Annotated in this window: 25 protein-coding genes; 6 read left to right on the forward strand and 19 right to left on the reverse strand. The window is 41.6% G+C overall.

Annotated elements, in window-relative coordinates; genetic code table 11:
- Nucleotides 1-6: 6 nt before the first annotated feature.
- The 3 genes from rfbC to rfbB are packed head-to-tail and all read right to left on the reverse strand — an operon-like array spanning nt 7 to nt 2,508.
- A complete protein-coding gene (gene rfbC, locus AB6D07_RS01230) occupies nt 7-552 on the reverse strand; it encodes a dTDP-4-dehydrorhamnose 3,5-epimerase (protein ID WP_017100179.1) in 546 nt (181 codons plus the stop codon).
- Entirely contained in the window at nt 539-1,414 is an 876-nt protein-coding gene (gene rfbA / locus AB6D07_RS01235; protein ID WP_017100180.1) for a glucose-1-phosphate thymidylyltransferase RfbA, read from the reverse strand. Before rfbA ends, rfbC begins: the two co-directional genes overlap by 14 nt.
- Nucleotides 1,414-2,508, reverse strand: a complete 1,095-nt coding sequence (rfbB, locus tag AB6D07_RS01240) for a dTDP-glucose 4,6-dehydratase (protein ID WP_017100181.1) — start codon at nt 2,506-2,508, stop codon at nt 1,414-1,416. Before rfbB ends, rfbA begins: the two co-directional genes overlap by 1 nt.
- A gap of 359 nt (nt 2,509-2,867) precedes the next feature.
- Between rfbB and rfaD the strand changes: the two genes are divergently transcribed.
- Nucleotides 2,868-3,809, forward strand: a complete 942-nt coding sequence (gene rfaD, locus AB6D07_RS01245) for an ADP-glyceromanno-heptose 6-epimerase (protein ID WP_029222819.1) — start codon at nt 2,868-2,870, stop codon at nt 3,807-3,809.
- 75 nt (nt 3,810-3,884) lie between these two features.
- Nucleotides 3,885-4,838 (forward strand): lauroyl-Kdo(2)-lipid IV(A) myristoyltransferase, encoded by a 954-nt coding sequence (gene lpxM / locus AB6D07_RS01250; protein WP_012603053.1) that lies wholly within the window; start codon nt 3,885-3,887, stop codon nt 4,836-4,838.
- 62 nt (nt 4,839-4,900) lie between these two features.
- Here lpxM and AB6D07_RS01255 read toward each other — a convergent pair whose 3' ends face one another.
- The 5 genes from AB6D07_RS01255 to AB6D07_RS01275 are packed head-to-tail and all read right to left on the reverse strand — an operon-like array spanning nt 4,901 to nt 9,405.
- The gene (locus tag AB6D07_RS01255) at nt 4,901-5,785 is read right to left on the reverse strand and encodes an LPS biosynthesis protein (protein ID WP_017102397.1); all 885 of its coding nucleotides are present in this window, start codon (nt 5,783-5,785) and stop codon (nt 4,901-4,903) included.
- Complete coding sequence (locus tag AB6D07_RS01260) at nt 5,775-6,731, reverse strand: glycosyltransferase (protein ID WP_017102398.1); 957 nt, start codon at nt 6,729-6,731, stop codon at nt 5,775-5,777. The genes AB6D07_RS01255 and AB6D07_RS01260 overlap by 11 nt, the downstream gene beginning before the upstream one ends.
- A gap of 18 nt (nt 6,732-6,749) precedes the next feature.
- Nucleotides 6,750-7,238 carry a pantetheine-phosphate adenylyltransferase gene (gene coaD / locus AB6D07_RS01265; protein ID WP_017102399.1) on the reverse strand — a complete coding sequence of 163 codons (489 nt, stop codon included), beginning with the start codon at nt 7,236-7,238 and terminating at the stop codon, nt 6,750-6,752.
- 9 nt (nt 7,239-7,247) lie between these two features.
- Nucleotides 7,248-8,312, reverse strand: a complete 1,065-nt coding sequence (locus AB6D07_RS01270) for a glycosyltransferase family 9 protein (RefSeq protein ID WP_017102400.1) — start codon at nt 8,310-8,312, stop codon at nt 7,248-7,250.
- Complete coding sequence (locus tag AB6D07_RS01275) at nt 8,305-9,405, reverse strand: glycosyltransferase family 9 protein (RefSeq protein WP_017102401.1); 1,101 nt, start codon at nt 9,403-9,405, stop codon at nt 8,305-8,307. The genes AB6D07_RS01270 and AB6D07_RS01275 overlap by 8 nt, the downstream gene beginning before the upstream one ends.
- A 71-nt stretch (nt 9,406-9,476) precedes the next feature.
- On the opposite strand from AB6D07_RS01275, the gene AB6D07_RS01280 reads away from it, so the two are divergent.
- A complete protein-coding gene (locus AB6D07_RS01280; protein WP_017102402.1) occupies nt 9,477-10,181 on the forward strand; it encodes a 3-deoxy-D-manno-octulosonic acid kinase in 705 nt (234 codons plus the stop codon).
- Nucleotides 10,182-10,203: 22 nt separating this feature from the next.
- Here AB6D07_RS01280 and AB6D07_RS01285 read toward each other — a convergent pair whose 3' ends face one another.
- From AB6D07_RS01285 to radC, 11 genes are all read right to left on the reverse strand, one after another.
- Nucleotides 10,204-11,097, reverse strand: coding sequence for a hypothetical protein (locus tag AB6D07_RS01285; protein ID WP_017100191.1), 894 nt, complete (start codon nt 11,095-11,097; stop codon nt 10,204-10,206).
- Nucleotides 11,098-11,100: 3 nt separating this feature from the next.
- The gene (locus AB6D07_RS01290) at nt 11,101-11,841 is read right to left on the reverse strand and encodes a glycosyltransferase family 25 protein (protein ID WP_017097386.1); all 741 of its coding nucleotides are present in this window, start codon (nt 11,839-11,841) and stop codon (nt 11,101-11,103) included.
- A complete protein-coding gene (waaA, locus tag AB6D07_RS01295; RefSeq protein WP_017102403.1) occupies nt 11,838-13,157 on the reverse strand; it encodes a lipid IV(A) 3-deoxy-D-manno-octulosonic acid transferase in 1,320 nt (439 codons plus the stop codon). Before waaA ends, AB6D07_RS01290 begins: the two co-directional genes overlap by 4 nt.
- A gap of 13 nt (nt 13,158-13,170) precedes the next feature.
- Nucleotides 13,171-14,226, reverse strand: a complete 1,056-nt coding sequence (gene waaF / locus AB6D07_RS01300; protein WP_017100193.1) for a lipopolysaccharide heptosyltransferase II — start codon at nt 14,224-14,226, stop codon at nt 13,171-13,173.
- On the reverse strand, nt 14,223-15,173 hold the full coding sequence (locus AB6D07_RS01305) for a glycosyl transferase family 90 (protein ID WP_017102404.1): 951 nt from the start codon (nt 15,171-15,173) through the stop codon (nt 14,223-14,225). Before AB6D07_RS01305 ends, waaF begins: the two co-directional genes overlap by 4 nt.
- 9 nt (nt 15,174-15,182) lie before the next feature.
- The gene (locus AB6D07_RS01310) at nt 15,183-16,409 is read right to left on the reverse strand and encodes an O-antigen ligase (RefSeq protein ID WP_102579992.1); all 1,227 of its coding nucleotides are present in this window, start codon (nt 16,407-16,409) and stop codon (nt 15,183-15,185) included.
- A 101-nt stretch (nt 16,410-16,510) separates the two neighbouring features.
- Complete coding sequence (gene mutM, locus AB6D07_RS01315; RefSeq protein WP_017100196.1) at nt 16,511-17,320, reverse strand: bifunctional DNA-formamidopyrimidine glycosylase/DNA-(apurinic or apyrimidinic site) lyase; 810 nt, start codon at nt 17,318-17,320, stop codon at nt 16,511-16,513.
- A 2-nt stretch (nt 17,321-17,322) separates the two neighbouring features.
- Nucleotides 17,323-17,889, reverse strand: a complete 567-nt coding sequence (locus AB6D07_RS01320) for a hypothetical protein (RefSeq protein ID WP_017102406.1) — start codon at nt 17,887-17,889, stop codon at nt 17,323-17,325.
- 203 nt (nt 17,890-18,092) lie between these two features.
- The gene (rpmG, locus tag AB6D07_RS01325; RefSeq protein WP_002535344.1) at nt 18,093-18,260 is read right to left on the reverse strand and encodes a 50S ribosomal protein L33; all 168 of its coding nucleotides are present in this window, start codon (nt 18,258-18,260) and stop codon (nt 18,093-18,095) included.
- Between the two features lie 13 nt (nt 18,261-18,273).
- The gene (rpmB, locus tag AB6D07_RS01330; RefSeq protein WP_004728407.1) at nt 18,274-18,510 is read right to left on the reverse strand and encodes a 50S ribosomal protein L28; all 237 of its coding nucleotides are present in this window, start codon (nt 18,508-18,510) and stop codon (nt 18,274-18,276) included.
- A 292-nt stretch (nt 18,511-18,802) separates the two neighbouring features.
- Nucleotides 18,803-19,477, reverse strand: a complete 675-nt coding sequence (gene radC / locus AB6D07_RS01335) for a DNA repair protein RadC (protein WP_012603038.1) — start codon at nt 19,475-19,477, stop codon at nt 18,803-18,805.
- 223 nt (nt 19,478-19,700) lie between these two features.
- Here radC and coaBC point away from each other — a divergent pair, with 223 nt between their 5' ends.
- The 3 genes from coaBC (at nt 19,701) to lpxL (ending at nt 22,644) form a co-directional block, all read left to right on the forward strand.
- Nucleotides 19,701-20,942, forward strand: coding sequence for a bifunctional phosphopantothenoylcysteine decarboxylase/phosphopantothenate--cysteine ligase CoaBC (gene coaBC / locus AB6D07_RS01340; RefSeq protein WP_017102407.1), 1,242 nt, complete (start codon nt 19,701-19,703; stop codon nt 20,940-20,942).
- Between the two features lie 138 nt (nt 20,943-21,080).
- Nucleotides 21,081-21,671, forward strand: a complete 591-nt coding sequence (slmA, locus tag AB6D07_RS01345; protein WP_017100198.1) for a nucleoid occlusion factor SlmA — start codon at nt 21,081-21,083, stop codon at nt 21,669-21,671.
- Nucleotides 21,672-21,693: 22 nt separating this feature from the next.
- Nucleotides 21,694-22,644: an LpxL/LpxP family Kdo(2)-lipid IV(A) lauroyl/palmitoleoyl acyltransferase gene (gene lpxL, locus AB6D07_RS01350; RefSeq protein ID WP_017100199.1), complete on the forward strand. Its 951-nt coding sequence runs from the start codon at nt 21,694-21,696 to the stop codon at nt 22,642-22,644.
- The last annotated feature ends 66 nt before the right edge of the window (nt 22,645-22,710 follow it).

Genomic DNA, 22,710 nt, shown 5'->3' on the forward strand with positions numbered 1-22,710 from the left:
TTATTTTTAGAAATGCTCTGCATCTTTAAGTAGCAGCCCATTCTTGTCTTTATCTGAAACGATCAAACTTTCTTCATCTAATTGCCAATCAATCTTTAATTCTGGGTCATTCCAGGCAATAGAACGCTCACTTTGTGGGGAGTAATAATCGGTTGTTTTATACAAAAACTCGACTTCATCTGTCAACGTCAGAAAACCATGAGCGAAGCCCTCGGGGATCCATAATTGCTTCTTATTTTCCTGACTCAGCTCAAACGATTGCCATTGTTTATAGGTTGGAGAGTCAGCTCGTAGATCGACCACGACATCTAAAACTTTTCCACGGACAACTCGAACAAGTTTGCCTTGCGGGTGCTGTATTTGATAATGCAGACCTCGAAGCACAGCCCTGCCTGATTTAGAGTGGTTATCTTGAACAAATTTAACGCTTCGGCCAATTAATTTTTCAAAGTTTGAATGATTAAAGCTTTCCATAAAAAAGCCTCTCTCATCTTCAAAAACTTTAGGTTCAATTATCAAAATATCTTTTAATTTTGTCTTAGTTGCTTTCACTGCTCACTAGCCTCTCTAGGTACTGTCCATACTCATTTTTCATCATTGGTTTAGCAAGCATTAACATTTGCTCATCAGTTAACCAACCATTACGCCAAGCTATCTCTTCTAAACAAGCAACCTTTAGCCCTTGTACATTTTCAATAGTTTGAACAAAAGATGAAGCCTCATGAAGACTTTCATGTGTACCAGTGTCTAACCAGGCAAAACCACGTCCTAATAGCTCCACATTCAACGAGCCATCATTTAGATACATTTCATTGAGAGTGGTAATTTCTAACTCACCTCGAAGAGACGGCTTCACTTGTTTTGCCATTTCTACAACTCGATTATCGTAGAAATACAAACCAGTTACCGCATAGTTAGATTTTGGTATTTCAGGCTTTTCTTCAATCGAAACGGCTTTCATTTTTGCGTCAAATTCAACGACGCCAAAACGCTCAGGGTCTTTGACTTGATAACCAAAAACAGTAGCACCAGACTCTTTTGAAGCGGCATTTTGTAGCGTTCGAGAAAAAGACTGTCCATAAAAGATATTATCTCCCAACACCAAACAAACACTATCATCACCAATAAACTCTTCACCAATGATAAAAGCTTGCGCTAAACCATCCGGACTTGGTTGAATTGCATATTCAAGGTTGATGCCAAAATCTGAGCCATCACCAAGTAGGCGTTGGAAACCAGCGTTATCTTCAGGTGTCGTAATAATCAAAATATCTTTGATACCAGCAAGCATTAACGTCGAAATTGGGTAAAAAACCATCGGCTTATCGTAAATGGGCAAAAGCTGTTTTGATACGCCGCGGGTGAGTGGATATAAACGCGTGCCTGAGCCTCCAGCAAGAACAATCCCTTTCATTACTTATCAACCTTACCACTTACAACTAAATCTGAAGAAACACCTAAGCGCTCACCAGCGTAAGAGCCATCTAATACGCGTGACCACCATTGTTTATTCTCTAAGTACCACTCAACTGTTTTACGAATACCTGATTCGAAAGTTTCTTCTGGCTTCCAACCCAATTCACGTTCAACCTTTGACGCATCGATTGCATAACGTACATCATGCCCAGGTCTATCAGTGACATAAGTAATTAAGTCAAGGTAGTTACTCACACCTTCTGGCTTATTTGGCACCAACTCTTCAAGTAATGAGCAGATCGTTTTTACAACATCAATGTTTGCTTTTTCGTTATGACCACCAATGTTGTAGGTTTCACCTACCTCACCTTCAGTAACCACCTTATACAACGCTCGTGCATGATCTTCGACAAACAACCAATCACGGATTTGCATACCATTGCCATAAACAGGCAAAGGCTTCCCATCAAGGGCATTCAAGATCATCAATGGAATTAGTTTTTCAGGAAAATGGTAAGGCCCGTAGTTATTTGAGCAATTAGTGACGACGGTTGGTAAACCATAAGTGCGTAGCCAAGCTCGGACGAGGTGATCAGAAGAAGCTTTCGATGCGGAGTATGGGCTTGATGGTTCATACGACGTTGTCTCGGTAAACAAGTCATCCGTACCTTCTAAATCGCCATAGACTTCGTCAGTGGAGATATGGTGGAAACGAAATTCTGCTTTTGCATCCCCTTCAAGTCTATTCCAATATTCGCGTGTCGCTTCTAGCAAGGTATATGTACCAACAATATTAGTTTCGATAAATGCAGCAGGGCCATCAATCGAACGGTCAACATGAGATTCAGCAGCCAAGTGCATTACTGCATCAGGCTTATACTGTTCAAAAATACGGTCTAGCTCAGTACGATTACAAATATCCACCGCTTCAAATACATAGCGTTCGTGCTCTCCCACATCAACAAGAGACTCTAAGTTACCCGCATAAGTCAACTTATCAACATTCACGACGCTGCTAGATGTATTATTTATAATGTGACGAATGACTGCTGAACCGATGAAGCCAGCGCCGCCTGTAACTAATATCTTCATAAGATTTCTAAAACCCTAAAATTCAAAGGAAAAGTTCTTCTAATTTTGCAAATCTATTTATTACTGTTCGAAGGATAGTTCGATACGTTAATACCAACTCAAATGCTCAAAAACTAAAATAGTTCAAAATCAATTACGGCCAAACAACGCTCATGTCGCGCGCAAGCCGGCCTTCAAACAAAAGTCGAAGGCGTAGAATCTTTCATACTAAGACCGATAAGATCGCATTTTTAGTAGGTAATAATGACTAGATTAACACAATCATATCACACTAGAATTAAAGAATTATTCCGCTAGCTCGCTTCGTTTGTTCCTTGCTATACTCGTGTGAGTTTGTATTCAAAAAAGTAGGAAGAAATATGATTATCGTAACTGGTGGTGCAGGCATGATTGGCAGCAATATTGTTAAGGCGCTCAATGAAGCTGGCCACAACGATATTCTAGTTGTCGACAACTTAAAAGATGGCAAAAAATTTAAGAACCTGGTTGACCTAGATATCACAGATTACATGGATCGTGATGACTTTCTAACTCAAGTTATGGCTGGTGATGATTTCGGTCATATTGAGGCTGTTTTCCATGAAGGTGCATGTTCTGCGACCACCGAGTGGGATGGCAAATACATGATGCTCAACAACTATGAATACTCTAAAGAGTTGCTGCATTACTGTATCGAGCGCGAGATTCCGTTCTTGTATGCTTCTTCTGCTGCCACTTATGGTGAAACCGATACCTTTATTGAAGAGCCGCAGTACGAAGGCGCGCTAAACGTATACGGCTATTCAAAACAGCAATTTGATAACTATGTGCGTCGCTTAACTGCAGATGCAACCGCACACAACGAAACGCTTTCTCAAATCACTGGGTTTCGATACTTCAATGTCTACGGTCCACGTGAACAGCACAAAGGCAGCATGGCTTCTGTCGCTTTCCACCTAAACAATCAAATGAACGCTGGTGAAAACCCGAAATTATTCGCAGGAAGCGAAACCTTCAAGCGTGATTTTGTGTATGTTGGTGATGTTGCGGCCGTAAACCTGTGGTTCTTAAAAAATGGCGTATCAGGTATATTCAACCTAGGTACAGGTAATGCCGAATCATTTGAAGAAGTCGCAAAAGCGGTGATTAAACATCACGGTAAGGGAGAGATTGAAACTATCCCATTCCCTGAGCATTTGAAAGGTGCTTACCAAGAGTTTACTCAAGCTGATTTAACTAAGTTGCGTAATGCCGGTTGCGATGTTCAATTTAAATCGGTTGCTGAAGGCGTCAGCGAGTACATGCAGTCAGTTAATCGCTAGATTACACTCTCCCGAAAACAAGCTAACGGTATACTGTTAGCTTGTTCAATATATATCGCCAGTTAAAGGTTTACAGTGACAACTCAACGCGACGACTACGATCCTAAAGCATACAACCCCAAATTCATCAGTGCGTTTTTATCACCAAAACACTGGGGAACTTGGCTCGGGCTATGCCTATGTCTACCCATTTCTTTGCTGCCAAACTCGATTCGAGTAGCCATAGCAAAATTCGTGGCGACAAAAATGGCGAAGAAGCAACGTGGCTCAGTACAAAAGGCACGTATAAACCTCGCGCTTTGTTTTCCAGAAAAGTCTGTTCAAGAGCGTGAAACCATTCTAACCAATTGCCTAACAACTGCTGGCGCCTTTTTACTTGGTTTTCCTGCCATATCATTACGCAGTAAACGTTGGCTTGAAAAACACTCAGAAATCATTGGATTAGAACACTTACAACAGCTACAAAAAGACAATCAAAGTGCTATTTTGCTCGTACCTCACTCTTGGTGCATCGACATTCCGGCTATCCTTTTAGCTTCAAGAGGCTTACCCGTTTCTGCGATGGCAAATAGCCAGAAAAACCCTCTGACCGATTGGCTCATGCACAAGCAAAGAGTTCAGTATGGCGGACGAGTTTATGATCGCAGTGGAGGCATTAAGCCATTTATCAAATCAGTCAAAGATGGCTACTTGGGATATTACCTGCCAGATCAAGACCATGGCCCAGAGCAAAGTGTATTCTCAGATTTCTTTGCGACTGAAAAAGCAACCTTGCCCGGACTTGGAAAACTAGCAAAAGTAAGCCGAGCGAAGATCGTTCCAACCTTTGCCAGCTATAATATTGAGACGGGTAAATACGAAATTGAAATCAAAGCACCCATTGAGTTATCCGGCGATGAACATCAAGACGCTAGGGCAATGAATGAAGTCGTTGAAGGTTTTGTTAATCCGAAACCTGAGCAGTACATGTGGATTTTAAAGTTGTTAAAAACACGTAGGAATGGACAAGACCCATATGTGGGTTATTAACACATATCTTCTAATTTATTAAAGATTATCCGCCTTCTTAGAAGGCGGATTTATTCGTCTCATTATTTTTGACTAAATAATAGGTTATGATAAAAACCATCAACTGTGTAATCTTCAAGCTTAATCAAAACTGATTCATCAAAGTCACCAGAGATAAATTCCTCAATATGATTTGCGAGTTCATTTAGAGAGTCAAATATAAGGAAATTATCTTTTGAGTATAAAGGGTGATTATAAAGACTCGTATTATTCGTGATAACTTTCTTTCTGGCGTATAACGCTTCTTTAACCCTCATAGTATCAGACGTCTGTCCATCAAGAACAATTTCCAGTACACATTTGGTATTGAGCATCACGGTTAGGTATTCAACATAGGAATAAGAAGGTTTTTTGTCAAACACAATAAAGTTGCACTTAAAATCACCCAATGCCTCTTCTATTTTTTGAACCTTTTCTTTCCTTCCTTTATCCACCCCCACAAAAGACACATCGTAATCAGAGGATTTTGCTATCTCATCAATAATTTTTAGTTGAGGCATCGGAGAATAAGCATGCTTAAAGTTGTATTTTTTTGCATCACCCTCATCAAACGTATATATTTCAAAATCATCTAAAAGATGGTTCAAGCTCCCATCTGTAATATTCCTAAAAAGAATAATCTTCCTCCCACTAACCTTTGATATTGACTTAATGTCTCTCAAAGAGTCGGTTGTGAATATGACATCAAAGCCATTTAGCGCCTTTATTTTTCGTCTTATGATCGCTCCATAAGCCTCATGATAGTGTTTTTTACTGTAGAAAAATAAAAAGGAAATTAATTTCACTAACCACTTGCTTAAGAAAATATGATGCTTTTCATAATCAGACGATAGCACATCAATTTCTAGTTTTTCATACTGTTGCTTGTAGCCTACAAAAACCAGTTTTGGCTTCAATTTATCGTTCATAAGGCAACCTTTTAAAAGACTCGACAATACTTCCTAATGCACTATTGGCTTTATTACCTTCAACTACCTTCTCGTAATAACTAACATACGCTGCAGCCATGACATTGGCATTGAATTGATCTCTCGCGTATTCATTACAACGAGCTGAATCATAGGTGTCAGAATTTAAGATCCCTTCTACGAGATCTTGTTCACAGCTCGATAAAAGACCTACCTCACTAGAAACTAATTCCGGCAGTGAGCCATAAGGTGTACCAAACACTGGGCAACCAAAATACAAACTCTCTGTAATCGCTAAGCCAAACGGTTCATGCCAAGTCACGGGGAATATCAGACCTTTTGACTGAGTCATGATCTGAGATTTCGTTGTATCGTCCACCATCCCTAAAAAACGAACATGACGATCTAACGTTAACCTGAAACCCATTTTTAGGTTCAATCGATGGCCGCCCAACACATCAAGCTGCTGGCCAGCTTTCTTGGTAATATCAATGGCACCTTGAACATTTTTAACTCGCCACGCCGCTTTCCCAAGAAAATGGAAACGTTCTCGTTGCAAGTTAAAGTTAGGCTTTTGGTAGTTATCCCAATTCAAGCCATTGTAAACATAAGCTTGTGCACCATGATTTTTTGCATGCTGAGATGAAACAAAGACGGTATTAGGGTCAATAGGGCCGTCTGAATTACCATGCTGCGTTAAAATGTAGGGATAAGAGATAGGCTCTAGATCAGAGTGGAAATGTACAACATCAATATCATTTGGAAGCTGACTTTGCAGTGGTACATTCGGTTGATACTCGATGACTCTCGCCCAATCACACTTTGTGCCTTTGCCAGCGAGCAGCGTCACTCGGTGCCCGGCAAGATGCAAAGCATAAACTAGGTCCCAAATGACTCGTTCGGTTCCACCATAATTCACCACAGGTAACGTAGCTCTTGTATACATTAAAATATTCATAATCACTTAATTTTTAAAAGCTTTTACTTTAGCGACAACAGCTTGATGAACACACCCTGGAACAAATTGCTCTATTTCTCCACCATGAATAGCGACTTCACGAACCAATGTTGATGATAAAAAAGCAAACTCTTCTGAAGGTGTCAAAAACAGGCTCTCTAGTTCTGGTTTTAATCGACGATACATTGTCGTCAAACCAAACTCATACTCAAAGTCCATTGTTGTTCTTAAGCCACGCACCAAAATTGAGGCATTTTGCTCGGTCGCAAAATCAACCAGCAAGCTGCTAAAACCCTCGACGGAGACATTAGGTAATTCATGGCAAGTTTCTCGCAATAAGGCCACACGCTCATCTAAGCTAAATAAGGTGGCTTTACTTGGGCTCTCTGCGACACCAATGACAAGCTTTTCAAACATACATGCAGCACGTTTAATTAAGTCATAGTGGCCGTTAGTCACTGGATCAAAAGTACCTGGGTATATTGCTATTTTCATGACATTCCTTTATTTACTGGATGTTTTCTTGTTTTTCAATCGGCCTAATACACGGTCTAGCTGCTCAATCACCGATTCTGTTGAAATAAGAGCCATAAGATCTTTTCCTTTTACTCGGGTTCCCCATGGAAGCTCGTCAACCGCTTTACCGTGTTGCTCTTCAGCAATCTGTTCATAGACAGAAACCACACTGTCTAAACTATGATAAGGCCCTGTTCGCATTGGGTTACTGTGCGCATACAAACCAATCACGGGGACACCTTGAGTCGTCGCAATGTGTGCAGGCCCTGAATCAGGAGCGATCACAACACTGGATTTACCAATCACTGCGGTAAGCTGCTTTAACGAAGTTGAGCCTACTAAGTTAATACAAGGTGATGTCATGTGCTGAGAGATATTGTCAGTTAAATTGCGCTCTCTATCCGTTGGAGCACCACAAAAAACCACTTTAAAGCCTAACTGATAAGCGTGATCGGCGACAGCGGCATAGCGCTCAACTAACCAGTTTCTCTCATCTTTACTCGCGGCAGGGCTAATAACAATATACGGCTCATGCGCAAGCTCCATCGATAGTCTTTGATCTTCATCAGACAAAGCAAGATCCCATGTCGGCACCTGTTTGGAACACCCCAAAAAGTAAGCAAATTCAGAGAAATTATCTAACACATGAGATGCGTCCGTTTTTGGCAGCTTGCGATTGGTAAAGAGCCACTGCCCCTCTTTGGCACGTGTCCAACTAAAGCCAAGTTTTACTTTTGCCTTTATCCCTATCGTTAACAGGCTGGCTCTTAGTGCAACTTGCATATGCAGTAAATAATCAAACCGAGTTTGTCGTAAGGATCGCCAGACTTCTTTCATTCCTTTTAAGCCGCGTTTTTTATCAAAGACCACCACTTGAATTCCCGGTATATCACCAAGCAATTGAGCTTCGATTTTACCCATCACCCAGGTGATCTGGCATTCGGGGTAGGTAGCTTGAATAAGTTGCACCACAGAAAGGGCATGACAAACATCACCAATGGCAGATAAGCGCAGAATACAAATAGATTTGGGAGCAGAAAGAAGATTATTCATTGATCGATTCCAATGGCATCATTTCTAGAACAGCAGAAACAACGTTATCTGGCTTGATATCTTGAAGGCATGGCGAGTAAACCTCATCGCTAATCTGACATTTGTTTTTGTAACAAGGGACGCAGTGACGTTCAGATTGCACAAGTCGAATATTAGCGACCCTTTGGGAGCTAACACCATTACGGTATAAATTGTTTGCTGCATCAATAGGCTCTTCATATGGCCAAGGTGACCACATACTTGCTGGTGCTACGCTAATGATGGAAACAATGGGAATAGAGTAACCGGATGCGAGATGCCCCGGACCACTATCAGGTCCAACAAAACCATCACTGTGTTTTATTAATACCGAAGTTTGAGCTAAGGATAATTCACCTAAAACACTGACCAGTTGGTCCGACTTAGGGACTTGGCTCATGATTTGTTCAACAATGGTCTCATCGCGTTCTAATTTAGCGCCAGATAAGACAATGTTATAGCCTGAAGATATCAGGCGATTGATGACTTCAACCCAATACGAAACTGGCCACTGCTTAATCTCATTAGAGGATGGCGCATGCACAACAATGTAGTTGGGTGGCAATCTATTTTGAACCGAAGAAGGTAATGACTCTTCAGGTGAAACCAACCGAGCCGTGCAATTAACACCAATAATATCCAGCATACGAGCAACACGACTCATTTTATGCTCAAATCGGTGCTGTTCTTTAATGTAATGAGTATAAATTAACTTTTTAACCCAAGCGCCAGAAAGCGATTCATCAATGGCACCGAGCCTTTGCTTGCCAAAAACAAAGCTATAGATGGCCGTCCTATCATTGAGCATTTCATTGACGACTAAATCATACCTGCCATGCGTTTTTAAAATCCGAAAATAATCCTTAAGTGAGGCTCTCGGCGGAATTTCAACCAAAGAATCAACATCAGGGTTGGTACCAAAAACCATCCCTCCTCTCGCATTCACTAAAACATCAATTGTGGCTGTCGGAAACGCTTTTCTCAGACTATGGGTAAAAGCGGAGATCAACAAACTGTCACCAATGCAATGGGTGGCAACAACTAACATTTTTTGGTAACTACATGAATCGTTCATTAATCTGTTCGGCGTTTGATATACTGTTTTACCAAGTATGCCATAAACTCCCCAATACGAGACAGTGATTCATGTTTACAACAAAGCAAATCGATAAAACAACGTACTGGTATGATTCTGAGTTACTCACCGAAGACGTTGAATTGGCTTTTTCTGTGGATTATTGGAAGGCAAATCAAGCCATATTAGGTCACGCTCAAGGTAGAGGAACAACATGGTTTGTTAAGGGCGAAAAAAGCGATTTTGCTCTTCGACATTATCACCGTGGCGGATTGTTTGGAAAGCTCGTCCGAGACAGCTATCTATTTTCTGGATTAGAAAATTCGCGCGCATACCAAGAATTGATGTTACTTGAGCTTTTGGCTAAACATAATGTCAATGTCCCAAAGCCCGTTGCCGCAAAGGTGTTGCGAGAAGGACTTGTTTACAAAGCAGATATATTAATCGAAAAGATTTCCGACGCCGAAGATTTAGTAGAGATATTGTCGAACCAAAAACTATCCAAAACTGATTTATACGATATTGGTCGTCAAATTAGAAAAATGCACGATGCAGGAGTTAATCATACCGACCTCAATATTCATAACATTCTCATTGATAAAGCAGGTAAAGTTTGGATTATCGATTTTGATAAATGCTTAACACAGACAGGCAGCAACTGGAAAGAGAGTAATTTAAAGCGACTCGAGCGCTCATTCGAAAAAGAAGTTCGCTTAGGAAAAATTGATGCTAATTACTTTGATTTTTCACAAATTGAACAAGGGTACACAAACTGAGTACCCTTGAACGGCCTGTGATTTATTCTTCTTTCAAACCAAAGAACTTACGAATTTTCTTTTTCTTTTTATAGATATGCCCTCGAATCACTTCAGCAAGAGGACGTTTGAAGGACACATCTTTAGCTAAGCGTATTTGCTCTTCAAACGGCTTATCTCCATGCGCTTCGAAGAACTGTTCCAACACCGTTCTTGCCCAGTCTTTTCGTCCACTCGTTGAATAGTGATTGAGCCAAGCTTTCGCTGGTTCTATCTTCACCTGTGTAGAGAGCGCTTCAGATAACGCAAACTGTTCTAAAGTATGTGCCTCACAGCCCTCTTGACGTAACGCTTGGATCAACACATCGGCCTCATCAAAAGCCGACACGTGCTTCCCTGAAATGCCAATGACTGCCGACGCCCACATAACTGAGTCTGGATTAGTGCGATAAACACTGCCATCCATGAGTTTTATATCTCTATCTCGGATATGTGCATACTCATTGGTGCTTGGTAAGGTATTGATATTCACTTCTGAGCAAAACAGTAACGCGTTTTTATCCGATATAGAGTCGAAATAAACGTTTGTTGGCACGTTAAAGTACGTATCTGTATCTAAAAAAAGCAGTTTATCTTCAGGGCTCAACTCTAAATTATCACAAAGATATTTTAAGCCGCGGTTCTTGATTCTGAAGTGATAAGTATTGTCTAGACTCCATTCAGCCTTTTGAGCTGGCGATATCGGAAACACTTTAATTGGCATATTAGCGAAGTGCTCAGGCTCTTCTGCTAGAACAGAAATTTCAGGCCTAGTTCCATTTGCCTCAACCCAATTGGCTAAAAAAGACAAAATGCAAAATCTTGCGCCTTGATAGTAAGTTCTATCATTGCCATAAATGACAAATGTTAAGTGTTTTTTAGCCAATTCTGATTTCATAATTTAGTACTTCGTAATATTTTTAAAAAGTGCTTTGTGCTTGCTGCTGACATGGCTTCGAACATGAGTTCGGTATCCCTCTTTAAACCAACTTCTAACCGTCGCATAAAGTCCTGAGGTTCTACCACTCAACTCACTATCAAATGCACCGGTTTTACTGCCCTGACGAACCAAAGGTGGGTGTGTCCAAAAAATATTGTACTCTAATGTCGTTCGCTCATTACCAATATAACCATCAATAGGTGCGTCAGTTATATTGCTTTCCATATGCTCTACCATTGCACGAGCAAAACTAAGATCATAAAGCAAACCACCAGTAAGCTTGTTCGTTTTACACAAGTACAGATGTTGATTTGGAACTCTTACTGATGCAGGTACTAAGCTCGATGCCTCTTCAATATTTACAAGATACTTTTCTTCACCACGAAGTTCATTTTGGAAAGCTTCTAGTTGCTCAATAAAATCGCTATTTAAAAAAGCATCATCTTCTAGCACTAATACTTGTGGAATTTGTTCTTCTACGACTTTTTTCATCACTAAGTAGTGCTTATAAAAGCAAGATTTCTCGGGAAGCCTCAGTGAGTCGTCAAAAAAACCATTTCTAACGTCATCAGATAGATCATCGATATCACCAGCTAACATATATTCGTAATCAGTGATGCCCACTTCTGGCAGGTGCTTATCTATATGTTTTCTACGTTCTTCGTAGCCTTTGCTTACATGAATAACAAAAGTTTTGATCATGGTGATGTCTCAATATTGGTTGACTGATTGTTGGTGGCTGAATGATGTATCAATTGGAGTGTTTGTTGTAACGCACCTTGATTCTGTTGAACTATACCATAGCCTATTCGCCCTTTTTCAATTAACTCTTTAGGCTTGGATAATGCACTGATCATTTGTAAAGCAAGCTCATTCTCATCGGCTACAACAGACAATGCGCTTGACTCGATCAATTGATTCGCTAGATCGGAAAAATTGAAGTAGCTCGGCCCTGTTAAGCAGTATTTTTGAAGCAGCGCCGGTTCGATGAAGTTATGCCCTCCTACTTTCTTTCCAAGTAGGCTTCCTCCCATAAAAACAAGATCACTCGCAGAAAGCATAACCATAAGCTCTCCCATCGTATCTCCTAGGTAGACATCAACATCAAGCGGTACGTCGTCAACAACTTCGGTTCGACGCACTAAAAGTAAATCTTGGTTTTTGGCCAATTCAGCAACCGAATCAAACCGTTCAGGATGACGAGGCACTATCACTAACAGCAATTCTGGCAGTTGGATTTTGGCTTGTTGGTAAGCTCTAAAAATTTGTTCATCTTCGCCCGCATGAGTGCTCGCGGCGACAACAATCTGCCTACCCTGTCCCAAAATATCTTTAAGATTCTCGCCTTGTGCGATTATATTATTATCAATCGACACATCGTACTTAATTGAGCCTGTGACAATGACTTTTTCGCTCGGCGCACCTAGCAACTCAAATCGAGATTTATCATCAGAGTGTACCGTCAACATTAAGCTTAACTTAGAGATTGTCGGATAAATTAACGAACTCATTTTTTGATAATTACTGACTGATTTTTCTGATAATCGTCCATTAACTAATATCATCGGAATATCATTTTTAGCAACGGTGTTAATGGTGTTTGGCCATAATTCCGTTTCAATAATGAGCATGTTATCTGGCTGAATGCGGTTGATAAAACCTTGAACACACCAACCAAAATCAATAGGCATATAGCGGTGGCTAATCGAACCACTCATCTTTTCTACCTGCTCAGCGCCTGTACTCGTTGTTGTAGTGATCAGTATTCTTTTATCTGGGTTTTGTATCGCCAGTTGTTCAACTAACTTTTTACTCGCCAGCACTTCCCCTACTGAAACGGCATGAATCCAAATCACACCCGACTGTCTATTCTTAATCGGCGGTGTAAATCCGAAATGCTCTTTCCAGCGATGACCAAAAGGCGGTTTGTTTGCTTTGGAGCGATATAAGCCCCAAAGCAGAATAGGGCTAACAAAGAAAAGTAGCGCGGTATAGGCCCAACGAACGACGATGCTCATATAACGACCTTATTTATATTTTGCCTTGGGAAATAACATCAAACTGCTCAATAGCACTAATTACTCTACTCGGCATTAACTCAGTTAGGCACTTTAGATGCTGCTTGGGACAAGTTCGTTCAAAGCAAGGTCGGCACTCAATATCAGTATTGATGATTGCCAGTTTGTTGGTTAGCGGAGGCGTATATTTAGGTGAGCTAGAGCCATAGACAGCCACGACATTACAGCCAACCGCCGCGGCCACATGCATCAACCCAGAATCATTGCTAACGACAGTACGACAAGCCCCGATCAAGTCTACGGCCTGAATTAAGCTCGTATCTCCAGCTAAATTGAAGCAATGCTGCTGCATATTAACAGGGACTTGTTCGATTATCTTTTGGGTTACTTCTCGATCTTTAGCTGAGCCAAACAACCACACTTGGTAACCTTGCTTTATCATCGCTGTCGCTGCTGTTGCAAAGTGATTATCAGGCCAACGTTTCGCCGGGCCAAACTCAGCACCAGGACATAAACCAAGGACCGGTCTTTGATTATTTAAACCAAATTGCTCCATAGCTGATTGTTGGCTGGAATCGACAACTTGTAGACTTGGAAAAGGTAATTGTGACAATTCACCCAAACAGCCACTACCCGTCATTTCAGCTTTAGAGTGCGCCAACGCTACATATCGCTCTAACATGTATTGAAATGCTTTTTTATTGGTTCTAACGTCATTAAGCAAACCAAAACGCATTTCACCTTTCCAACCGACTCGTTCAGGGACGCGTGCAAACAAGGGAATTAAAGCGGATTTCGCAGAGTTGGGTAATACGTACGCTTTGTCGTACTGCACTTCCCTCAATAATTTACCGATTCTATAACGAGACTTCAGATCAAACTGACCATGTCCTAATGGCATTTCAAGAGCTTGATTGACTTGTGGCATTCTTTCCAAAATAGGCTTACACCATGCTGGCGCTAAAACATCAATTTTTGCGTCAGGGTACTGCTTCTGCAACTCAATATATAAGCCTTGAGACATGACCATGTCTCCAACCCATGATGGGCCAATAATCAGAATTTTCATTTGTCTTGCTCGTTCATAGCGTGTTCGTTAATCGCTTGGCCAGATAGTCTAAAATATTCTTCAAGTGTTTTAATACAAACCAACTTTTCTAATTGTTCATCTTGAAAAGGAGCAAGATATTCATGCGCATTTTTGATTATCTGCTCAGACTCTTTAGGGTTGTCTAAATAGTATTGCATTTTTTGCTCAAAATCCGACCAATCATCCTTCACCTCTACATAGTGTATGCCGGGTTGCAGAGTGCCTTCCATAAACCACGTTTCAAACTTCATTTTTGGAGTAATGACAAGCGAGTTTGAAGACATTGCCCATTTCAAGTTCGATGCAACATCGTTCCCTTCAAGGCAAATAATGAATTTGTACTGAAGCTGCTCTTCGACTGTCATAAATGGCTGTTGCCATTCTGGATGTTGTTCTGAAGCGTTCGATTGGCCAGCATTCATCAGTGGATGACCATACAAGGTTTCCATAAAACGAATTCTATGCGGTTGAGTTACAGCACCGCGAAATACTGCCATATTTTGTTTATCGGTAAAGCTCAAGTTATCGTTTAGGAACCGAAAATGACGACGCTTATCTAACTTGAAGAGTACAGAATTACTATTATTCCCATGGATAGGTCGAGCTTTAAACAATGTGGGAACAGGTTCTATATGCGTTTCATCACCAAAGTAGTAACTGAAACGAAAGTTCTTAGGAAAATAATGAAGGAACTCTTTAAGATCAAAGTAATAAGACGTGTAGCCTTTTCGAGTGTAATTCTGTATTTCACAGTTTAAACTCGCCTTATCAAAGCTATTGAGTCCTTTGACGTAATAATTGACTCTGCTTTTGATATAATCAGCTTGATCAAAATATGACTTTTCCAGCTTTTCAAACTGTTTTGAAAAGTACAAACGAGGTGCGACAGAGAGCAAGGCATGTTTTAGATAATAGAATAATTTCATCGTGCTTGCTTATATTTCGTTATCATTACTGTAATGCATTTCAACCTTAACCTTCCTACTTGCATAGTGCATGAGTGTGCCGATCACAACCAAATAGGCAACCGTGGTGTCGCCATTTCTAAACGGCGAATCGGTGACACTGGTCAAAGCATAATAAATTGCGGGTAAGCTCAATAGCCAAACACATTGCGGATGCTTTTTTATTCCAAAATAAATTGGGTAAAAAAGTAAATATAACAAAAATATAAAACCGATCACCCCTGAACGAGCCAGTTTATCAATATAGTTATTATGTAAATGTGCTTGTGAGATAAAATGATAGCCGGTCGGAGTATAACCAGTTAGGTTCTCTTCTGCATACTCACGTGTGAATTCTCCATGACCTAACACGGGGTGACTAGCAAAGAGCTCCAAACCTGCTTGGTACATTTGTAGCCTTAAACCAATCGAAGTATCTCGATTGCCATGGTTCATTTGATAAAATTCGGCCTCCGTTTCTTGATATCGTTTGATAAGTGCATCCTTAGCCAATAACGCTGAACCGAAGAGCACTAAAAAGGATATAACGATAATTTTAAAACTGCCCTTTTTTTGAACGAGAACACTAACCGCCACCAAAAGGTAACAACAAGCGAGAGCTAAGATCCCCCCCCTTGACTGGGTTAACAATACCGATAAGCCAGAGATGATGGCACTGACGGTAAGTAAACCGCTTCGTTTTCCTTTAAATGTCGTCAACAGTGCGCCAATGGAAAGCACAGAAACGAGGCCTTGGTGTATAGCTAATGGAATCGGGTTCACCGGCCAATGACCTCGCGGGGTAGGTTCGATAATAGAATACCAACAAGATAATACCCAACAAGCCAAAGCTGCTGAAAATAATAAATATTGAACCCAACGAATATCTACTATATGCGACTGAGGAAGCACGATCAGCAAAACAAGTGCCAATAATAAACCTCTTAATTCTTGAGAACTTGCCCCATAAGTTATGTAGCTAACAATGGTGAACATCAAAGCGAGCCACACGCCCCATAACCACATATTAGTTTTCAGATTTTCTTTAACCTGAGAAAAGCCCTTTACCGCTAACTGGGCGATAGCTGCAACCAAAACCAAAGCGACCAAAGGTTTGTTGCCCTGAGGCATCCAAATAATACCAATAGCTAACCATAGGTAAGGAATTAGCAACAAAGCTCTAGATATAGACTCTGCCTTTAGAAATGAAGACGACATAATTCAAACTGTAAATCAAAAGAGTATCGGTAATTTTAACAGATAAAGAGCCCTAGACACAGCTTCAAGTGATCTCAACCTCTGTATTGAGACCTACACATCTATACCTGGCAACGAGAGCAATAAAACGTGTTCCTTTGCCCTATTTTAAGTTCCTGAATCAGCTCTTCACAGTTAGGACACTGTTCACCAGCTTTACCATAAACCTGTAGCTCTTGAGCGAAATAGCCCGGTTTTCCATCCGCTTGGGCAAAGTCTTTTAAGGTTGTTCCGCCCTGCCTGATCGCTGTTACGAGCACTTGTTTGATCTCTTTGGTTAACAAGATCCACTCTTGTTTTGTCACTTTGCTTGCAGGACGCAAAGGGCTAATACGTGAAGAAAATAGCGCTTCATTGGCGTAGATATTTCCGACACCGACCACGACTTTGTTGTCCATAATGAACTGTTTGACGGCAACCTTACGCTTTTCTGCTTTCTCAGCAATGTAATCTGCGTTGAAGTCGTCAGTTAGTGGCTCAGGGCCAGAACCCAGTAATACAGTATGTAACTCATCAGGCGCCGACCATAACCACGCACCAAAGCGACGCGGATCGTTATAACGCAGAACCTTGCCATTGGTGAGCTTAAGATCCACGTGATCGTGCTTTGCTGCTGGGAAGTCTGCATCTAACACTCGTAGTGAACCAGACATACCAAGATGTACAATAGCGGTGCCTGTATCTGTCTCAATCAATAAATACTTTGCTCGACGAGAGATCGAGCGAATCATCTGCCCTTCTAGCTTTTTAAGCTCTTGTGGGATCTCCCAACGCAGCTTTGGAGTTCGAAAGGTAAGCGTTTTAATCGTCTCGCCAACTAAATGAGGCGAGATCCCCATGCGGCTTACTTCAACTTCGGGTAATTCAGGCATAGTTAATCGTCCGATAGAGATGGTTTGTCTGATATAGATAGCTTGTCTGACTTAAATGAATCTTCTGAGCCAAAGCTTGGAAACAAGTAACTCTGTTCAATAGAAACCGCCAGCCACTGATCATTCCAGTTTTTTAGCAACCAAAACTCAGCAAGTTGATAATAGGTAATACGCTGTGGCTCTTCTTGATCTTGATACCACACCTCAATGGTGTGCGGGGTATTCAATTGTGGTGAGAGATCGGTATAGGTTTGAGAGTCAACTTCGGTGCCCACAAGTTCCTGCCATCTCTGTGACAACTCTTGTGCACTGGTAGTTTGAGGAAGCACTGTGTCTTTAAATTGATAAGCCCAATGATCGTCTTCGAGTACAATTGACCAATTAGCAAAATGCAAAGCTTGAAGCTCAGCTGCTGGATTTAAAAGAGAAGGATAAGAACCGCTGACCTTAACTTCAGGTTCAGGCTCGATAAGGTACGTTTTGATCAAAGTTGGAAGATTTAACACCCCAATAAAAGCGATCACACTGAACATGAGTATGTTGTTCCATCGACGTCCACGATATCTCATCTGATTCTGCTCATCTAACCTATTGAGTAATCAGTATATCGTGAAAGTGGCAATACTTTCTATGTTGTACGGTTTTCTATCTATCAGACTCTATATCAAACAATAATAATTGAGTTACTCAAATTCTAGATATAAAAAAACCCAGCTATAAGCTGGGTTTTTAATTTATTCTTCTATAAAAGAAGAGACAAAGGGGCTATCAATTACTTGATTTTAGCTTCTTTGTACATAACGTGCTGGCGAACTACTGGATCAAACTTTTTGATCTCAAATTTGCCTGGCATGTTACGCTTGTTCTTGTCAGTTGTGTAGAAGTGACCAGTTCCAGCAGAAGATACTAGACGGATTTTCTCACGAATGCCTTTAGCCATTGCTTAATTCCTCTTAAACGTTTTCGCCACGTGCACGGATATCAACAAGAACAGCATCGATGCCTTTCTTATCAATAATACGCATGCCTTTAGCAGTTAGACGTAGTTTAACAAAACGTTTTTCGCTCTCTACCCAGAAACGGTGAGTTTGTAGGTTCGGCAGAAAACGACGCTTGGTAGCATTGCGTGCGTGTGAACGGTTGTTACCCGTTACTGGACGCTTACCAGTTACTTGACATACTCGGGACATGAATGTCTCTCCAAATCGTTTCAGCTCGATATCAACCTTGGTGGCCGAACCTCTCTATCAATTCTGAAAATAGAGGTAAAAACCATAATGGAAAATCCATTCAAGGCTATCAAAGGTCGCGTATTATACTAACTTGACATGCATTGCTCAAGACCCGAACAGATCCTTTTTAAGGATTTCGTGATCTTTTTTTGAACAGGGCAGCTATTTGAGTAATCAGAGCTGATTTAAGGTTCTAAAATGTGGGCGGAATGATAGCAGATTTAACGCAACTAACAACCTAAAATGTGATTCAAATCCATCCGCGCTCTGCAAAAGAGATAACTTCGCCATCTCCAACGACAAAATGGTCGAGAATTCGGATGTCCACTAGTGCCAATGCGTCGGTTAATCTACGTGTAATTCGCCTATCTGCTTGGCTTGGCTCTGCGACACCGGAAGGATGGTTGTGCGCTAGGATTAATGCTGCTGCATTATGATGAAGTGCCCGTTTAACCACTTCTCTCGGGTATACCGATGCTGCATCAATGGTTCCTTCAAACATCACTTCATCCTTTATTACCCTATTTTGATTATCTAGGAACAATATATAGAAGGCTTCTCGCTGGCGATCACGCAATATACTCGAAAGATACAACTTGGTATGGCTTGGGCTAGTGAGTGCATCCCCTCGAGATAAAGTCTCGGCCAAATAACGTTGCGTCATCTCCAAAACAGCCTGCAACTGGACATATTTCGCCTGCCCCATCCCTTTATGGGCACAAAACTCGGCCTCCGTTGCAGAAAAAAGATGGCGAAGCGAACCAAAATCTTTGATCAACTTGTCTGATAGCTCTAAAACATTCATTCCTTGTGTGCCCGTTCGAAGAAATATCGCTAACAACTCCGCATCACTTAAGGAGTCGGGGCCTCTACTCAGTAACTTTTCTCTTGGCATCGACTCAACAGGCATTTTACTTATAGGCATATAAAGGCTATCTAAGGTGATGAATACGATCCATCAGCCTAATCCGTTTGTCTACGGAGAGCTTCCACAGCGTTATAAAGAAGACTAATGCCTAGCAAAACCGTGTAATTGATAAGTTTGATAACATCAACTTGATGAGTGTCAAACCTGTTCCAATTCTGCTTCTAGGCACTAATCCTTTGTTCTGATATCGTTAGTCCCAGAGAAATTAAGGAACAGAATCATGCAAACATTGGTTAATCAACTGGATAACGCTGACCAACAAGGCCTAGCTGGAAAAAAAATCCTACTTGGCATTAGTGGTGGTATCGCAGCTTATAAATGTGCCGAACTGACTCGACGCTTAATCGAACGTGGTGCGCAGGTACAAGTCGTCATGACTAATGCGGCTAAGGAGTTCATTACTCCTCTCACCATGCAAGCTGTCTCTGGAAGGCCAGTGTCTGATAGTTTACTTGATCCTGCTGCTGAAGCTTCCATGGGACACATCGAACTGGCGAAATGGGCTGACCTAGTCTTATTAGCACCCGCAACCGCAGACCTTATTGCGCGCATGACCGCAGGCATGGGTAACGACCTACTGACCACTTTGGTTTTAGCAACCGATGCGCCAGTTGCGGTATCCCCAGCAATGAACCAACAAATGTACAGCCACCCTGCAACTCAAGAGAACATCGCAACGCTAAAACGTCGTGGATGTGAAATCTGGGGCCCGGCAGCTGGTGAACAGGCCTGTGGCGATGTTGGTATGGGGCGTATGTTAGAGCCAATGCAACTGGTCCATCGTTGTGAAGACTTCTTCCAACCTAAACCTCTGACTGGCCGTTCGGTGTTAATTACTGCGGGTCCAACTCGCGAAGCGATCGACCCAGTTCGTTACATTACCAATCATAGCTCGGGCAAGATGGGCTATGCACTGGCTGAAGCGGCCGCGAAACAAGGTGCTACGGTAACTCTAATTAGTGGCCCTGTATCACTCGCGACACCAAATCAGGTTAATCGCATTGATGTAGACAGCGCACAACAGATGTTTGATGCCGTGAATGCCAATGCTGCTCAGCATGATATTTTCATCAGCTGCGCTGCGGTTGCCGATTACCGCCCAGAGACCATTGCAGACCAGAAGCTTAAAAAAGTCGATAGTAAAGATGACATGACCATTCAAATGGTTAAGAACCCAGACATTGTGGCTTCCGTTGCCTCAATGACTGAAGATCGTCCATTTACTGTCGGCTTCGCAGCAGAAACTCAAGATGTCGAGAAGTATGCGCGCGGAAAATTGGAAAGAAAGAACCTCGATATGATTTGTGCTAACGATGTCTCTGTCGAAGGCCAAGGCTTTAATAGTAGTAGTAATGAGTTGCACCTTTATTGGAAAGGTGGCGATAAATCTCTACCTCTAGATAGCAAAGACTCTCTTGGTTTCCAGATCCTTAATCAGATCCAACAGCTTATTGACGTATAAACGCACAATTTTACCCTGACAATACGCTGACACCTCTCGATTCTGTTGACCTAGGTCTTACAAAACTAGGAACAGAATTGAATGGTGTTTATAATCCTGCTTCACTCAATCCTCATCTTTAGGAAAGGAAGTAAATAGATGGCCGGTACTCGAAAATCAAACCGTCGTGAAGAAATCCTGCAAGCTCTAGCACAAATGTTGGAATCGACCGAAGGTGCTTCTCGTATCACAACGGTAAAGTTGGCCAAGCAAGTTGGTGTTTCTGAAGCTGCTTTATACCGCCACTTCCCAAGCAAAGCTCGCATGTTTGAAGGCTTGATCGAGTTCATTGAAGAAGCGTTGATGTCTCGAATCAACCGTATTCTAGATGAAGAGAAAGACACACTAGAGCGCATACGCCTAGTGCTACAACTTATCTTGGTTTTCTCAGAACGTAACCCAGGCCTGACTCGAATTTTGTCTGGTCATGCTCTAATGTTTGAAAATGAACGCCTGCGCGATCGCATCAATCAGCTTTTCGAACGTATTGAGACGCAACTTCGTCAAATTCTACGAGAAAGAAAGCTTCGCGAAGGGAAGTCATTCCCGGTTGATGAAAAAATCTTAGCGGCTCAATTGTTAGGTCAGGTTGAAGGAAGTTTAAATCGATTTGTTCGCTCGGACTTCAAATATCAACCGACAGCGAACTTTGAAGAGTATTGGGCACTTCTGAGTGCACAAATCGAATAGTAATCAGCATTAAGCCAAATATATGAACAAAACCACATATGATAAGCCTGAATTTTCACTCTTACTGCTGCACCCTAAATACTGGCCCGTATGGCTAGGCTTTGGGTTGTTGGCTCTAATTGTTAACCTGCTACCTTACCGTGTGTTGCTCTCCTTAGGGCAGCGACTTGGCTTACTAGGCGTGCGTTTTGGTAAAAAACGGGTTGATATTGCAACTCGTAATATGGAGCTAGCCTTTCCTGAAAAGCCCATAGAAGAAATAAATCAATTAGTTAAAGAAAACTTCAAAAATACTGGATTAGCGTTGATTGAAACCGGCATTACTTGGTTTTGGCCTACGTGGCGATTTAAAATGTTGCTGGTTGATAAAGATACTGCAGTAATGAGATCGCATAGCAAAAACGGTAAAGGCGTTCTACTTTGTTGTGTGCACGCTCTCAACCTTGAAATTACCGCTCGCGCTTTTGCCGTACTCGGACAACATGGATATGGCGTGTATCGCCCACACAACAACGCTGTATATAACCTTATTCAGTTTTGGGGCCGAACCCACAATGGCAATCTGACTATTGATCGTAAAGATGTGAAAAAGATGATACGTGTTCTGCGTAACGGAGATCGCCTATTCTATCTCCCTGATCATGACTACGGTCGCAATAAATCTGTATTCGTACCTTTCTTTGCAGTAGAGGATGCAAGCACCACCACTGGAACCAGCATTTTGGCTTACACCAGTCGATGCGCGGTCGTTATTGGGTCTGGCTTTAGAAATGCCGACGGAAAATATGAAATCATGGCCGACGAATCAATCGAAGATAACTATCCGCAGAAAGATGAAAAAGCGGCAGCAGCGTATATGAACCGCTATCTTGAGAAGATTATCTTAAGAGCCCCAGAACAATGGATGTGGCTACACAAGCGCTTCAAAACCATGGAAGATCCAGAGGCGGAAAAAGGCATTCGTTACAAGTAAGCGAGCCTTGTTCTGTCCAATAAGATTTAAGTAAAAAAATGCCCGAAAGAGTTTCATCTCTCGGGC

The organism is Vibrio sp. 10N.239.312.C11, from assembly GCF_041466065.1.
GTDB classification, from domain to species: Bacteria; Pseudomonadota; Gammaproteobacteria; order Enterobacterales; family Vibrionaceae; genus Vibrio; species Vibrio tasmaniensis_A.